Source organism: Janthinobacterium rivuli (assembly GCF_009208735.1).
In the GTDB taxonomy this organism is placed as follows: domain Bacteria; phylum Pseudomonadota; class Gammaproteobacteria; order Burkholderiales; family Burkholderiaceae_D; genus Janthinobacterium.
In genome coordinates this window covers 407388-421361 of sequence record NZ_WFLJ01000001.1, presented here as the reverse complement: position 1 = coordinate 421361, position 13974 = coordinate 407388, and the positions used below count along the sequence as shown (strand labels likewise).

The following is a 13974-nucleotide window of genomic DNA, read 5'->3' as shown; positions in this document are numbered from 1 at the left end:
CATGTTGCCGACCAGCGACGTCGCGCCCCCGCCCGCCGGCCTGCGCCTGATCGCCATCGGCGCCTCGGCCGGCGGCGTGGAGGCGCTGGGCATCGTGCTGCGCGCCTTGCCCGCCACCTGCCGCGCCACCGTGGTGGTGGTGCTGCACCTGGCGCCGGGCCGTTCGAGCCAGTTGCCGCAGCTGTACGCGGAACGTTGCCAGCTCCCCTTGCGCGAGGCGCAGGACAAGGAACCGCTGCAGGCGGGCGTGGTCTATTTCGCGCCACCCGACTATCACCTGCAAGTCGAACCCGATGGCTGTTTTTCCCTGTCGCAGGAAGCGCCCGTGTACTTTTCGCGCCCGTCCATCGATGTCCTGCTGGAAACGGCCGCGTATGCCTACCGGCACGCCATGCTGGCCATCATCCTGACGGGGGCCTCGGCCGACGGCGCGGCGGGCCTGGCGCGCGTGCGGCAGCTGGGCGGCTATGCCTGGGTGCAAGACCCACAGCGGGCCAGTTGTGGCATCATGCCGGCCGCCGCGCTCAAGCTGGCCGGCGCCGACCGCGTGCTCGATTTGCCGCAGATGGCTGCCAGCCTGGCCTTGCTCGGTGATGACAAACACAAGTGAGTGGCAGTGCGGCAGTGCGTGTAATATATGTGAGAATAGAAACAATGTTGATATCTATATCGAAACACGATGGCGTCTTGCCGTTGCGATGCCTGAAGATGATTCCGTGACCGATCCTATCCATATCCTCGTCGTTGACGACATCGCGCAAAACCTGGTCGCCGCCGAAGCCGTGCTGGCACGGCCCGGTATTGTCATCCTCAAGGCCAGTTCGGGCGCCGAGGCGCTGGAGTTGCTGCTGACGCATGACGTGGCACTGGCCCTGATCGACGTGCAAATGCCGCAGATGGATGGCTTCGAACTGGCCGAGCTGATACGCGGCAGCGAGCGCACGCGCGGCATTCCCCTGATCTTCCTCACGGCCGCGTCGCGCGAGCCCAGCTACAGCTTCCGCGGCTACGAGGCGGGCGCCGTCGATTTCCTGTACAAGCCCATCGACGTGAAAGCCTTGCAAAGCAAGGTGGCGGTGCTGGTTCAGTTGTACCAGCAGAAACGCGAATTGTCGGCCCAGCTTGACGAGCTCAAACATGCGCTGCACCTGAATGAACTGTTCACGGCCGTGCTGGGCCACGACTTGCGCACGCCCTTGTCGGTGGTGATGAACGGCGCCATGCTGTTGCCGATGATGAGCGACCACCCGAAGGTGATCGTCACGGCGCAGCGCATCGAAAGCAGCGCCAAGCGCATGGCGCGCATGGTCGACCAGTTGCTGGACCTGGCGCGCATCCGTTCGGGCACGATGGAGTTGCGCAGCAGCACGCACGACTACCTGGCGCTGGCGCGCGCCATCGTCGAGGAATTCGAGACGGCCGGCCAGCCCCCGCTTGTCGAACTCAGCAGTGTCGGCGAGCTGCACGGGCAATGCGACGCGGGCTTGCTGTCGCAAGTCATCTCGAATCTGCTATGCAATGCCCTCACGCATGGCGAGGCGGGCACGCCGGTGCAGCTGGCCCTCGACGGACGGGCCGCCGACAGCATTGAATTGCGCATCGCCAATCGCGGCGTCATTCCCGCAGAATTACTGCCGACCCTGTTCGAGCCGTTCCAGCAGGCAGGCGAGAAGCGCAGGACGGGGCAGGGTCTGGGACTGGGCTTGTACACTGTCAACATGTTCGTCAAGGCCCACGGCGGCACGGTCGAGCTCAGTTCGACGGCCGCGCAGGGTACGCTGGCCACGGTGCGCATCCCGCGCCATTGCCAGGTGCGCGTGCAAGCGGAAATGGCGACATGAGCGCGCCAGCCTGGCCGCGCGGCGGCGGCAGCATGGGCGAGCTGGTGCGCCGGCACGACTGGTCTTCCACCAGCCTGGGCCCCCTCGATGGCTGGCCCGCCCATTTGCGCACCAGCGTCGACATCGTGCTCCATTCGCCGATGGCGATGGTGCTGATGTGGGGGCCGCAGCACGTGATGATTTACAACGACGACTACATCCAGATCGCCGGGGCGCGCCATCCGGCGGCGCTGGGTGGCACGGTGCCGCTCGTCTGGCCCGAAATCTGGGACTGGAACGCGCGCATCCTCGATGCGGGATTGCGCGGCGAGACGCAGGTGCACCGCGAGAGCTGCCTGCCGCTGCTGCGCGATGGAAAACCGACGGACGTCTGTTTCGACCTGTTTTATACGCCCGTGCATGGCGCCGACGGCCAGGTGGACGGCGTGCTGTGCACGGCGCTGGAATTGACGGCGCGCATGGAGGAAGGGCGCCAGCTGAAGCTGGCAACGGCCGAGTTGGGCGAACTCAACACCACCTTGCAGAGGGAGAGCGAGGCCGTGCGCGCGGCCAACCGCCGCCTGGGCGAGGAACGCGCGCTGCTGCGCGCCCTGTTCCAGCAGGCACCGAGCTTCATGGCCCTGCTGCGCGGGCCGCGGCACGTGTTCGAATTGGCGAATGAACATTACCTGCGCCTGGTAGGCCACCGCGATTTGCTGGGCAAGCCAGTCGAAGTGGCCTTGCCCGAAGTCAGGGCGCAAGGGTTCATCGAACTGCTCGACCAGGTCTACCGCACGGGCGAACCGTTCGAGGGGCGCCAGGTGAAGGTGGATTTGCACACGGCGGACGGGCAGACGGGCCAGCGCCAGATCGATTTCGTCTACCAGCCCATCAAGGATGACGAGGGCGTGGTCACGGGCATTCTCGTCGAGGGTATCGACGTCACCGAGCGCATGGAAGCCGAGGAGCGGCTGCGCCTGGCCCAGCAGGCGGGCGGCATCGGCACCTTCGAATGGTTCCCCGAAACGGGCGCGATGCTGGTGTCGCCTACCTTCCGCCGCCTGTGGGGCATTGCCGACGAGGCGGAAGTGACGGAACGCCTGCTGGTGAGCTTGGTCGATGCGCGCGACCAGCAAAAGGTCGGACCGAGCAAGCTCGATCTGGCGCCCAATCCCCTCGAATACGTGGAATACCGCATCCGCCGCCCTGCCGATGGCGCGCTGCGCTGGATCGCGCGCCAGGGCGAGGTGGTGGCCGGCCGCATGCCGGGCCAGCGCCGCTACGTGGGCGTGTCGTTCGACGTGACGGAGCGGCGCCAGATCGAGGATGAACTCAACGCCAGCCAGGAGCGCATGGCGGCCATTTTCGGCCAGGCCTCGGTGGGCTTGTCCGAGCTGGGCCTCGATGGTCGTTTCCAGCGGGTCAACGGGGCCCTGTGCCGCATGCTGGGGCGTTCCGCCGAGGAACTGCTGAGCCTGAACATGAACGACATCATGCATCCGGCGGACGTGCCCGGCAACAGCGTGCTGTTCCGTCGCCTGGTGGAAACGGGTGAATCGTTCTCGCTGGAAAAGCGCTACATCAAGCCCGATGGCTCGCAGGTGTGGGTGTCGAGCAATGTCAGCCGCCTGGTCGATGAACAGGGACAGACGCGTTCCCTGATCGCCGTCAAGACGGACATCACGGACCGGCGCCGCGTGGAAAAAGCGCTGCATGAATTGAACGAAACGCTGGAGCACCGGGTCGAACAGGAAGTCGGTGAGCGCACCAAGGCCGAAGACGCCTTGCGCCAGGCGCAAAAGATGGAAGCCGTGGGCCAGCTGACGGGCGGCATCGCGCACGATTTCAACAACGTGCTGCAAATCATTTCCGGCAATTTGCATTTGCTGCAGCACCTGGCGGGTACGGATGGCCTCATGCGCCAGCGCCTGGACACGGCGATTGCCGCCGTCGAGCGGGGCGCCAAGCTGTCGTCGCACCTTCTGGCGTTTGCGCGGCGCCAGCCCTTGCAACCGGTGGTGGCCGACCTGGCCCGCGTCGTGCGCAACATGGATGCGCTGCTACGGCGTGCCCTGGGCGAGGCGATCGACATCGTGCTGGTGGGCGGCGGCGGGCTGTGGAATACCCTGGTCGACCGCAGCCAGATCGAGAACGTCATCCTCAACCTGGCCATCAATGCGCGCGACGCCATGGATGGCGTGGGCAAGCTGACCATCGAACTGGGCAATGTCGTGCTCGACGAGCAGTATGTGCACAACCTGGTCGACGTGCCGGCCGGCCAGTACGTGATGCTGTCGGTGACCGATACGGGCCGCGGCATGACGGGCCCCGTGCTGCAGCGCGCCTTCGAGCCGTTCTTCACCACCAAGCCGGAAGGCGCGGGCACGGGCCTGGGCTTGTCGATGGCGTATGGCTTCGTCACGCAAAGCCGCGGCCATATCCGCATTTACAGTGAACCTGGCGTGGGCACGGGAGTCAAAATCTATTTGCCCCGCTCCCTGATGGCGGAAGCGGACGAGGAACTGGAATTGAGCGGCGTCGTCACGGGCGGCACGGAAACGGTGCTGGTGGTGGAAGACGACGTGGGCGTGCGCACCACCGTGGTCGACATGCTCGGCGCGCTCGGTTACAAGGTGCTCAAGGCCGAGGATGGCGAAAGCGCGCTGGCCGTGCTGCACAGCGGCGCGCAGATCGACTTGCTGTTTACGGACGTGATCATGCCCGGTCCCGTCAGCAGCACGGAGATGGCGCGCCAGGCGCGCGAATTGCAGCCCGATATCGCCGTCTTGTTTACCTCGGGCTATGCGCAGGATGTCATCGTGCATGAGGGCAGGCTCGACGCGGGGGTGGAATTGCTCAGCAAGCCATACCGGCGCGAAGAGCTGGCACGCAAGCTGCGCCATGTGCTGGCCAACCGCCAGCAGCAAATGCGCGCGCGCCAGTTTGAACGCTCCGGCGCGCCGGTGGCTGGCACCGGGGCCGGTGGCGGCCCGGCGGCCAGCGTGCTGGGCAGCGGCACGCCGGGACTGGACTTGACCGGCCATGCCGTGGTGCCGCAGGGGGATATGCCGACATCGATGAAGATACTCGTGGTGGAAGACAATCTCGATTCCCAGCTGATGGTGTGCGAACTGGTGGGCATGCTGGGCCATACCGTCAGCGGCGTGTCCGATGGCGAGGCGGCGTGGGAATTGCTCAACGAGCAAGACTTCGATATCCTGTTTACGGATGTCAGCCTGCCGGGCATGTCCGGCATCGCGCTGGCGCGCATGGTGCTGCGCGAGAAGCCGGACATGCGCATCATCTTTTCCACCGGCTATGGCAAGGAATCGATGGACGAGCTGGGCTTTTCCGCCAGCGTCTTGCGCAAGCCTTATGATTTGACGGAGTTGCAAGCGGCACTCGACCAACCCTGACGGGCACGCGCCGGCACGGCTTGCCTGTCTCACCCGCAGAGGTAATGGATGACCCCTGAACTGACGATGCTCGGCTGTACCCTCGTGCTGGCGCTGGTGCAAATCCTGCTACCCGCGCTGTTTCGCACGCGCGAGACCGGCACGGCCTATAACGTGAGCGCGCGCGACGGCGACGGGCCGCCCGTCGGCAAGATTACTGGCCGTTTGCAGCGGGCCCAGGCGAACCTGTTCGAAACCCTGCCCCTGTTCGCCGCCGCCGTGCTGATCGCCCACGTGACGGCGCAGGAAAGCGCGCTGACCCTGTATGGCGCCGCCCTGTACCTGGCCGCGCGCGTGCTGTACCTGCCCCTGTACGCGTTTGGCGTGCCCGTCGTGCGCACGCTCGTGTGGTGCGTGTCGATTGCCGGTTTGCTGATGCTGTTCTGGGCCATCCTGTTTGCTTCCTGAATTCCAGGTCACCAGCGCCTTCCCGGAAAACACCACGCATACCTTGATGGCGCAATTCCTCGTCCCCGCCTGAGACCATGGTGCGCTGTCGAACAGTGATTTGGCGCAAGCGCGCTAGAATCAGCCCATTCCAATGCGGTTCTTACGTGGGGAGCGGGGCATGGCAGACATGGTGGTGGTGCGCAAGGAAGGCTTGTATTGTGTGCCGGGTCAGTTCTACATCGACCCGTGGCGGCCCGTCGAGCGCGCCATCATCACGCATGCGCATGCCGACCATGCGCGCGTCGGGCACCGGCATTACCTGTGCGCCGCACCCGGCGAGCAGGTGTTGCGCGCGCGCCTGGGCGCCGTATCCATCCAGGGCCTGGCGTATGGCGACAGCATCGCACACCACGGCGTGACGGTCTCGCTGCATCCGGCCGGCCACGTACTGGGCTCGGCCCAGGTGCGCATGGAATATGGCGGCGAAGTGTGGGTGGCGTCGGGCGACTACAAGCTGCAGCCCGATCCCACGTGCGCGCCGTTCGAGCCCGTGCGCTGCGACACCTTCATCACGGAATCGACCTTCGGCCTGCCCATCTACCGCTGGCAGGCGCCGCAGGAAGTGTATGACGACATCAACCAGTGGTGGCGCAGGAATGCGGCCGAAGGGCGCACCAGCGTGCTGTTCTGCTATGCCTTCGGCAAGGCGCAGCGCATCCTGGCGGGGCTGGACGCCGGCATCGGCCCCATCATCTGCCATGGCGCGGCGCAGGCCTTGACGCAGGTCTACCGCGAATCCGGCGTGGCCTTGCCCGCCACCGTCATGGTGGGTGACGTCATGGACAAGGCGGCGCTGAAGACGGCGATGGTGATCGCGCCGCCATCGGCCGCCGGTTCGCCGTGGATGAAGCGCTTCGGCGACTACAGCGATGCGTTCGCCAGCGGCTGGATGCTGCTGCGCGGCGCGCGCCGGCGGCGCGGCGTGGACCGGGGTTTCGTCCTGTCCGACCATGCCGACTGGCCCGGCCTGATGCAAGCCATCCGGGCCACGCAGGCCGGGCGCATCATCGTCACGCATGGCTCGATTCCCGTGATGGTGCGCTGGCTGCGGCAAAACGGCTGGCAGGCGGGCGGCTTCGAGACGGAGTATGGCGATGACGAGGCCGATGACGGTGCGCCTGGTGCAAGCACGGCGGCGGGGGACCTCGCCCATGCGTGACTTTGCCCGGCTGTACGCGGAGCTCGACGAGACCACCTCCACCAGCCGCAAGCTGGCGGCGCTGCAAGCCTATTTTCGCGGCGCCTCGCCCGAGAACGCGGCCTGGGCCGTGTATTTCCTGGCCGGCGGCAAGCCGCGCCAGGCCGTGCCCACCAAATTGCTGCGCGAGTATGCCACCGAAAGGGCGGGCCTCGATGCCTGGCTGTTCGACGAGGCGTATCACGCCGTGGGCGACCTGGCCGAAACCATCGCCCTGATCCTGCCCGCGCCGGCCAGGCGCAGCGACGTCGGCCTGGCCGAGTGGGTCGAGCGGCGCATCGCGCCCTTGCGCGGCGCGGCGCCCGAGACCATCCGCGCCGACTTGCTGGCCTACTGGGACGAACTGGAAACGCGCGAACGTTTTTTACTCATCAAACTGATCGGCGGCGGCTTTCGCGTGGGCGTCTCAAAACTGCTGGTGACGCGCGCGTTGGCCGCCATCGCCGCCGTCGACAGCAAGCTGATCGCCCAGCGCCTGATGGGTTGGACGGACGGCAAGGTCAGTCCCACGGGCGCGGGTTTTCTCACACTGATCGCCGCGCCATCGGAGGGCGAACATGCACTGCGCGGCGGCCAGCCTTACCCCTTCTTCCTGGCGCACCCGCTGCAGGCGGAGCCGGCGGCACTGGGCGACGTCGGCGCCTGGCTGGTCGAATGGAAATATGACGGCATGCGCGCGCAGCTGCTGCGCCGCGACGGTGTGAACTGGCTGTGGTCGCGCGGCGAGGAATTGATCACGGAGCGCTTTCCCGAACTGGCGCAACTGGCTTTGCCCGAGGGTACCGTGCTCGATGGCGAAATCCTCGTCTGGCAGCCGGGCGACGTGCCGGCGCCATTTGCCGACTTGCAACAACGCATGGGCCGCAAGAGCGTGTCGCCCAAGCTGCTGGCCGAGCTGCCCGCCGTGCTGGTGGCCTACGATGTGCTGGAACGCGATGGCGTGGACGTGCGCCAGCTGCCCCAGCTGGAACGGCGCGCGCTGCTGGAAAGCGTGGTGGCGCAGGTAGATGCGCCCGCGCTGCGCCTGTCGCCGCGCATCGCGGCGGCCAACTGGGAGGCGCTGGCGGCCATCCGCGAGGAATCGCGCGCGCGTGGCGTGGAAGGGATGATGCTCAAGGCCGTGTCGGCCGCGTATGGCGTGGGCCGCACGAAGGACGTGGGCACCTGGTGGAAATGGAAAATAGCCCCGTATGCCATCGACGCCGTGCTGATCTACGCCCAGGCGGGCCACGGCCGGCGCGCATCGCTGTACACGGATTACACGTTTGCCGTATGGGATGAGGACGGGGAGGGCGAACGCAAGCTGGTGCCGTTCGCCAAGGCGTATTCCGGTTTGACGGATGTGGAAATCGGCCAGGTCGACGCCGTCATCCGCAAGACGACGATCGAAAAATTCGGCCCCGTGCGCAGCGTGCAGCCGACGATGGTGTTCGAGATCGGCTTCGAAGGCATCGCCGCATCCGGCCGCCACAAGGCGGGCATCGCCGTGCGCTTTCCCCGCATCCTGCGCCGGCGCGAAGACAAGAGCATCGCCGATGCCGATACCCTGGCCACCCTGAAGGCCATGCTGGCCCAGACCACATGAGCAAAAGCACGCTGGCACAGCGCATCGATGCGTGGTTCGCCGCGCGCGGCTGGAAGATTTTTCCCTTCCAGCGTGGCGTCTGGCGCGCTGGCGCGCAGGGCAAGTCCGGCCTGCTGCATGCGAGCACGGGATCCGGCAAGACCTATGCCGTCTGGTTCGGCGCCTTGCTGCGCGCCGAGCGCCTGGCGCGCAAGGGGAAAAGGCAGGGCTTGCGCGTGCTGTGGATCACGCCGATGCGGGCGCTGGCGGCCGATACCGTGCGCGCCCTGCAAGCTTCCGGCGCCGAACTCGCTCCCGGCTGGCGCATCGAGGCGCGCACGGGCGACACGAGCGCCGCGCAGCGGGCGCGGCAGGCAAAGGCCTGGCCCGAGGTGCTCGTGACGACGCCGGAAAGCCTGTCCCTGATGCTCAGCCAGGCGGATGCCCAGGACCGTTTCAGTCTGCTGGAAACCGTGATCGTCGACGAATGGCATGAATTGATGGGCAGCAAGCGCGGCGTGCAGGTGCAGCTGGCGCTGGCCCGCCTGCGCCGCTGGAATGGCGCATTGATGACGTGGGGCCTGTCGGCCACCCTGGGCAACTTGCGCCAGGCGCAGGACGTCTTGTTGGGCGAGGAAAACGCCGGCGTGCTGGTGGAAGGCAAAGTCAGGAAGCGCATCCTCGTCGACAGCCTGATACCGCTGAACCCCACGCGCTTTCCCTGCGGCGGGCACTTGGGCATCCAGATGCTGCAGCCCCTGATCGCCGAGATCGAGGGCAGCGCCACCACCCTGGTGTTTACGAATACGCGGTCGCAGGCCGAGCTGTGGTACCAGCATTTGCTCGACGCGCGGCCCGACTGGGCGGGCCTGATCGCGCTGCACCACGGTTCGCTGGACCGCGAGGTGCGCGAGTGGGTCGAACAGCATCTGAAGTCGGGCGAGCTGAAAGCCGTCGTCTGCACGTCCAGCCTGGACCTGGGCGTCGATTTCCTGCCCGTCGAACGCGTGCTGCAGGTGGGCAGCGCGAAAGGCATCGCGCGCCTGGTGCAGCGGGCCGGGCGCAGCGGCCATGCGCCGGGACGCATTTCGCGCGTCACCCTGGTGCCCACCAACAGCCTGGAGTTGCTGGAGGCGGCCGCCGCCCGCGCTGCCCTGGCGCAGGGCCACCTGGAAGCGCGGCCCGTGCCGGACAAGCCGCTCGACGTGCTGGTGCAGCACCTGGTGACGATCGCGCTGGGCGGCGGTTTTACGTCGGCGGCCCTGCACGAGGAAGTGCGCGGCGCCTGGTCGTATCGCCACCTGACCCTGGACGAATGGCAATGGGCGCTCGATTTCGTCGCGCGCGGCGGGCAAAGCCTGACCGTGTATCCGGAATACCGGCGCGTGCTGCCGGACGAACAGGGCGTGTACCGCGTGCCGGACGTGGCGCTGGCGCGGCGCCACCGCATGAGCATCGGCACCATCGTGTCGGAGGCGGCGATCCAGGTCAAATTCCTCGGCGGCGGACGGATCGGCAGCATCGAGGAATCGTTCATCGCGCGCCTGAAGCAGGGCGACCATTTCCTGTTCGGCGGACGCATCCTGGAATTCGTGCGCGTGCATGAAATGACGGCGTATGTGCGGCGCGCCACGGGCAGTCGCGGCGCCGTGCCGCGCTGGCAGGGCGGCAAGATGCCGCTGTCGTCGGAACTGGCGCACGCCGTGCTGGACCAGTTGCAGCTGGCGCAGGAGGGGCGGGCCAGCGGACCGGAAATGCGCGCGCTGGCGCCGCTGCTGGCCATCCAGCAGGCATGGTCCAGCCTGCCCACGCGCTCGGCCCTGTTGCTTGAAACCTTGTCCAGCCGCGAAGGCCGTCACCTGTTCATGTATCCGTTCGCCGGGCGCTCGGTGCACCTGGGCCTGGCGTCCCTGCTGGCCTACCGCATCGCGCGCGTGCAGCCGGCCACCTTGTCGATCGCCGTCAACGATTACGGCTTTGAATTGCTGGGCGCGGACGATATCGCCTTTGCGCCGCTGTTGACGGGCGCCAGCGGCGCCGATCTTCCCCTGTTCAGCACGGACAACTTGCTGGAAGACGTGCTGGCCAGCCTGAACGCGACGGAACTGTCGCAGCGGCGCTTCCGTGAAATCGCCCGCATCGCCGGCCTCGTGTTCCAGGGTTATCCGGGCCAGCCGAAAAGCGCGCGCCAGTTGCAGGCTTCGTCCTCGCTGTTCTTTGAAGTGTTCCGCAAGCACGATGCGGCCAATTTGCTGCTCACGCAGGCGCAGCGCGAAGTGCTGGAACAGGAACTGGAATTGACGCGCTTGCGCGCCACCTTGCGCGAGCTGCATGGCAGAAGCATCAGCCTGCAAGCGTTGGAGCGCGCCTCGCCGTTTGCTTTCGGCCTGATGGTCGAGCGCTTCCGCGAACAGCTGACGACGGAAAAGCTGTCGGACCGGGTGGCGCGGCTGGTCAGCGCGCTGGAAAAGGCGGCCGCATGAACGGGCAGCGGCAAGCGCACTGCGTGGTGGAGCTGGCCGGTGAACAGCTATGGCTGCTGGCGTCCAAGGCCATCTATTGGCCGGCGCGCAAGATGCTGGTCATCGCCGACATCCATTTCGGCAAGGCGGCCGCGTTTCGTGCGCTGGGCGTGCCCGTGCCGCGCGGCACCACCACGCAAAACCTGCTGGCGCTGGACGCCTTGCTGGCCACTTATGCCTGCGAAGAAATCGTCTTTCTCGGCGATTTTCTGCACGCGCGCGCCGCACATGCGGCCGCCACCGTGGCCGCCATGCTGGCCTGGCGCGCGCGCCATCGGGACGTGCGCCTGACGGTGGTGCGCGGCAACCACGATGCGCATGCGGGCGATCCGGCCGCCGCGCTGGGCATCGGCATGGTGGACGAGCCGCACCAGGTGGGCAAGCTGTCGTTCTGCCATCATCCGGATACCGTCGCGCCCGGCTATGTGCTGGCGGGTCATGTGCATCCCGTGTATCACTTGCGCGCTGACGGGCGCGGCTTGCGCCTGCCGTGTTTCCTGCTGGGCCGGCAGCGCGCCATCCTGCCCTCGTTTGGCGCCTTTACGGGTGGCCATGCGGTACGGCCAGCCGCTGGCGAGCGCGTCTACGTGACGGCCGACGCGGCGATTTTTCCGCTCCCTGCCAACTGCTGAGTGTTTGGTACTTTTGGTGTAAAACTGAAAGTAACTGCGGTACCGTGGGCGGGACTCATCCTACATGCACTCTTGCCATCCTCCTATTTCTTGCGCCCGATGCTGGCACTAAGATGAGGGTTCCCTTGCCATGCGAGGGGGAAGAATTGCATGGTTTGCACTGTTTTCCGATTCCATCGATCAAGGAGATCATCATGGCCACATCGAGCGACAATAAACAGCAAGGTAGTAAAACCAGTAGCAGCGGCGGTAACAAGCAAAGCGATACCAGCAAACGTGGCTTCGCTTCCATGGATCCCGCCCAGCAGCGCGAAATCGCCAGCGAAGGCGGACGTGCCGCGCATGAAAAGGGTACGGCGCATGAATTCACGTCGGAAGAGGCACGCCGCGCAGGCAGCCAAAGCCACAAGAACGATGCCAGCCGGCAAAGCGCCGCCAGCTCCGGCGGGTCGCGCGAGCATGCCAGTCTGAACCAGGAAGGCAACCGCGACAGCGGCAACAAGCAAAGCGGCGGGTCGGGTTCCAGCTCAGGCTCCAGCTCGGGTACGCGCAACAAGCAGTAGTAAGCTGTGGCAAGTGAACATGACCAGCGGCAGGCAGGCACGCCGCTGGTCATGGCCGCATCTGTCCTGCAGTAGCAAAATTTTGATGCAATGCAGCAGGCATGGACTATGATGAAATAGCTGCGCCGGCAAGCTGCAATCACCTCGCAGTCAACTCGCATTGATGATCAGGGAGAAGATAATGGGCAACTCGAATACGCCGCAACCGGGCAATAGCCAGGGCGGCACGCCATCCACGGCGGGCAGCAAGCAAAGCACGGCCGAGTCGGCCGAAAACTTTGTGCTGGTCGATAGCGAGCAAGGACTCGATATCGGCGACGATCTGTTTTCCATCGGCGAAGTGCGGCGCGCCGACCGCTTGCCGCATCACCAGTCCGGCTCCGCCGGCCAGAGCCGGCAGAGCGCCGACGATGCGCCCGACACCACGGGCAGCACGGGCGTTTGATCTTCTTCTGTTGGCTTAATTGTCGGACCATCCCCGCTGGGCCAGCTGCAAGACGTGCTCCCGCACGTCGGCAGGCCATTCCTGCACGTACGTCAGGAATGCCGGTTGATTGCCCGCGAACAGGGCGCGACTGGCTTCCTCGAAGCCAGTCGCATCGCCGGCCAGCGCATTCATGACCTTATACGCCGCTTCTCGCGCCTGGCGTTGTTCATCCTGTGTCTTGCTGCCGCGCTGCGCCAGTTCCACCAGCTTGCGCAAGGCCACCGAGGCGCCGCCCGGCTGCGTCGCCAGCCATTCCCAGTGACGGGGCAGCAGGGTGATTTCGCGCGCCACCACGCCCAGCTTCGGGCGACCCGCCGTGCGCGCGGGCGCGGGTGCGCTCTCCGGCGGCGCGGGCGCCGCGGCGCGTGGCTGGGGCAGGCGCTGCAGCACATCGGCCAGGCTGCCGTGCAGGTTCAGGTCGATCTGGCTGCCGCTGGCGTCGTCGAAAATGAGGATTTGCGCATCGGGATCGCGCGTCACCAAGTCCTTCAGTGTTTGCGCTACGACATGTAATGTGCCGGCTGCAACTTTGTGCGAGCCAGCAAAGGCGGTGAGTTGGGCGGGGGCGTGCATGTCTTGCTTTCCATGGGTGACGATGCAGGCAATTTTACCCGGACTAAATTAAAAGTCAATAATACCCGGGTAAAATGTGCTTGGCCTGCTACAGGTCGACTCGTCCGTGCTCGCCCAAGTCCTTCGGCGGCGCGCCCGTGATGGCGGCCTTGGCAATTTCATAGAATTGCATCATCTTGCTGGCGCTGCTGTCCCAGTATTCGGCCGACTGGATGGTCACCTTGATCAGCGACAGCTTCGGATCGTCGAGTCCGCCCGGGAACCACGCTTTCACCAGCGGGCTCCACAATTCCTCCGCCTTGGCGCGGTCCTTCAGCAACTGCGCGTGGCCGCAGACGGACACATACAGGCTGTCGCCCGTGTCGACGAAGCTGACGTTGACTTGCGGATTGTTCATCAAATCGCGCGTGTAGGCGGCATCGTCCGAGACAAAGAACCAGATCTGCCCTTCGCTGTCGACCTGCTGCTGCGTCAGTGGCCGGCTGGTGAGGGTGCGCATGTCGTCGCTAGTGGTCAGCATGCCGAATTTGACATCCTTGATCCTGGCCGCGATGCTGGCCAGTTGTTCGCTGGAATACGCTTGCATGTTGTGCTCCTGTTTGATTGTCCTGAAGAACAGCATAGGCGGGTATGGCATGCGGCTCTGTACGGCAGCTTACGTAGTGGCACGCCTGGTCGCCGTCACGCGAGCATGTTTCAACGCTGTTACA

Annotated in this window: 12 protein-coding genes; 10 read left to right on the top strand and 2 right to left on the bottom strand. The window is 65.8% G+C overall.

Annotated elements, in window-relative coordinates; all coding sequences use genetic code 11:
* The first annotated feature begins 1 nt into the window (after position 1).
* The 10 genes from GCN78_RS01955 to GCN78_RS01910 all read left to right on the top strand — a co-directional run bounded on the left by GCN78_RS01955 (position 2) and on the right by GCN78_RS01910 (position 12649).
* Positions 2 to 610 carry a chemotaxis protein CheB gene (locus GCN78_RS01955; RefSeq protein ID WP_152250166.1) on the top strand — a complete coding sequence of 203 codons (609 nt, stop codon included), beginning with the start codon at positions 2 to 4 and terminating at the stop codon, positions 608 to 610.
* Between the two features lie 106 nt (positions 611 to 716).
* Positions 717 to 1841: a hybrid sensor histidine kinase/response regulator gene (locus GCN78_RS01950; protein ID WP_152250165.1), complete on the top strand. Its 1125-nt coding sequence runs from the start codon at positions 717 to 719 to the stop codon at positions 1839 to 1841.
* The gene (locus GCN78_RS01945; RefSeq protein ID WP_152250164.1) at positions 1838 to 5236 is read left to right on the top strand and encodes a hybrid sensor histidine kinase/response regulator; all 3399 of its coding nucleotides are present in this window, start codon (positions 1838 to 1840) and stop codon (positions 5234 to 5236) included. The genes GCN78_RS01950 and GCN78_RS01945 overlap by 4 nt, the downstream gene beginning before the upstream one ends.
* A 48-nt stretch (positions 5237 to 5284) precedes the next feature.
* Positions 5285 to 5683: an MAPEG family protein gene (locus tag GCN78_RS01940; RefSeq protein ID WP_099762835.1), complete on the top strand. Its 399-nt coding sequence runs from the start codon at positions 5285 to 5287 to the stop codon at positions 5681 to 5683.
* 160 nt (positions 5684 to 5843) lie between these two features.
* Positions 5844 to 6884, top strand: coding sequence for a ligase-associated DNA damage response exonuclease (locus GCN78_RS01935; protein WP_152250163.1), 1041 nt, complete (start codon positions 5844 to 5846; stop codon positions 6882 to 6884).
* Positions 6877 to 8508, top strand: a complete 1632-nt coding sequence (locus GCN78_RS01930; RefSeq protein WP_152250162.1) for an ATP-dependent DNA ligase — start codon at positions 6877 to 6879, stop codon at positions 8506 to 8508. The genes GCN78_RS01935 and GCN78_RS01930 overlap by 8 nt, the downstream gene beginning before the upstream one ends.
* Positions 8505 to 10970, top strand: coding sequence for a ligase-associated DNA damage response DEXH box helicase (locus GCN78_RS01925; protein ID WP_152250161.1), 2466 nt, complete (start codon positions 8505 to 8507; stop codon positions 10968 to 10970). The genes GCN78_RS01930 and GCN78_RS01925 overlap by 4 nt, the downstream gene beginning before the upstream one ends.
* Positions 10967 to 11641, top strand: a complete 675-nt coding sequence (gene pdeM, locus GCN78_RS01920) for a ligase-associated DNA damage response endonuclease PdeM (protein ID WP_152250160.1) — start codon at positions 10967 to 10969, stop codon at positions 11639 to 11641. Before GCN78_RS01925 ends, pdeM begins: the two co-directional genes overlap by 4 nt.
* 194 nt (positions 11642 to 11835) lie before the next feature.
* Positions 11836 to 12204 (top strand): KGG domain-containing protein, encoded by a 369-nt coding sequence (locus GCN78_RS01915; protein WP_152250159.1) that lies wholly within the window; start codon positions 11836 to 11838, stop codon positions 12202 to 12204.
* A 181-nt stretch (positions 12205 to 12385) separates the two neighbouring features.
* Positions 12386 to 12649 carry a hypothetical protein gene (locus tag GCN78_RS01910; RefSeq protein WP_152250158.1) on the top strand — a complete coding sequence of 88 codons (264 nt, stop codon included), beginning with the start codon at positions 12386 to 12388 and terminating at the stop codon, positions 12647 to 12649.
* 15 nt (positions 12650 to 12664) lie between these two features.
* On the opposite strand, the gene GCN78_RS01905 is transcribed toward GCN78_RS01910, so the two are convergent.
* Positions 12665 to 13264 carry a DUF2239 family protein gene (locus GCN78_RS01905; RefSeq protein ID WP_152250157.1) on the bottom strand — a complete coding sequence of 200 codons (600 nt, stop codon included), beginning with the start codon at positions 13262 to 13264 and terminating at the stop codon, positions 12665 to 12667.
* Positions 13265 to 13352: 88 nt separating this feature from the next.
* Positions 13353 to 13850, bottom strand: a complete 498-nt coding sequence (locus GCN78_RS01900) for a pyridoxamine 5'-phosphate oxidase family protein (RefSeq protein WP_152250156.1) — start codon at positions 13848 to 13850, stop codon at positions 13353 to 13355.
* Between the last annotated feature and the right edge of the window lie 124 nt (positions 13851 to 13974).

Bases quoted from the DNA above. Each gene is read 5' to 3' on its own strand.
- GCN78_RS01905 (WP_152250157.1), bottom strand. From the start codon at position 13,264: ATGCACGCCCCCGCCCAACTCACCGCCTTTGCTGGCTCGCACAAAGTT.
- GCN78_RS01940 (WP_099762835.1), top strand. From the start codon at position 5,285: ATGACCCCTGAACTGACGATGCTCGGCTGTACCCTCGTGCTGGCGCTG.
- GCN78_RS01930 (WP_152250162.1), top strand. From the start codon at position 6,877: ATGCGTGACTTTGCCCGGCTGTACGCGGAGCTCGACGAGACCACCTCC.
- GCN78_RS01935 (WP_152250163.1), top strand. From the start codon at position 5,844: ATGGCAGACATGGTGGTGGTGCGCAAGGAAGGCTTGTATTGTGTGCCG.
- GCN78_RS01955 (WP_152250166.1), top strand. From the start codon at position 2: ATGTTGCCGACCAGCGACGTCGCGCCCCCGCCCGCCGGCCTGCGCCTG.
- pdeM (WP_152250160.1), top strand. From the start codon at position 10,967: ATGAACGGGCAGCGGCAAGCGCACTGCGTGGTGGAGCTGGCCGGTGAA.
- GCN78_RS01910 (WP_152250158.1), top strand. From the start codon at position 12,386: ATGGGCAACTCGAATACGCCGCAACCGGGCAATAGCCAGGGCGGCACG.
- GCN78_RS01915 (WP_152250159.1), top strand. From the start codon at position 11,836: ATGGCCACATCGAGCGACAATAAACAGCAAGGTAGTAAAACCAGTAGC.
- GCN78_RS01925 (WP_152250161.1), top strand. From the start codon at position 8,505: ATGAGCAAAAGCACGCTGGCACAGCGCATCGATGCGTGGTTCGCCGCG.
- GCN78_RS01945 (WP_152250164.1), top strand. From the start codon at position 1,838: ATGAGCGCGCCAGCCTGGCCGCGCGGCGGCGGCAGCATGGGCGAGCTG.
- GCN78_RS01900 (WP_152250156.1), bottom strand. From the start codon at position 13,850: ATGCAAGCGTATTCCAGCGAACAACTGGCCAGCATCGCGGCCAGGATC.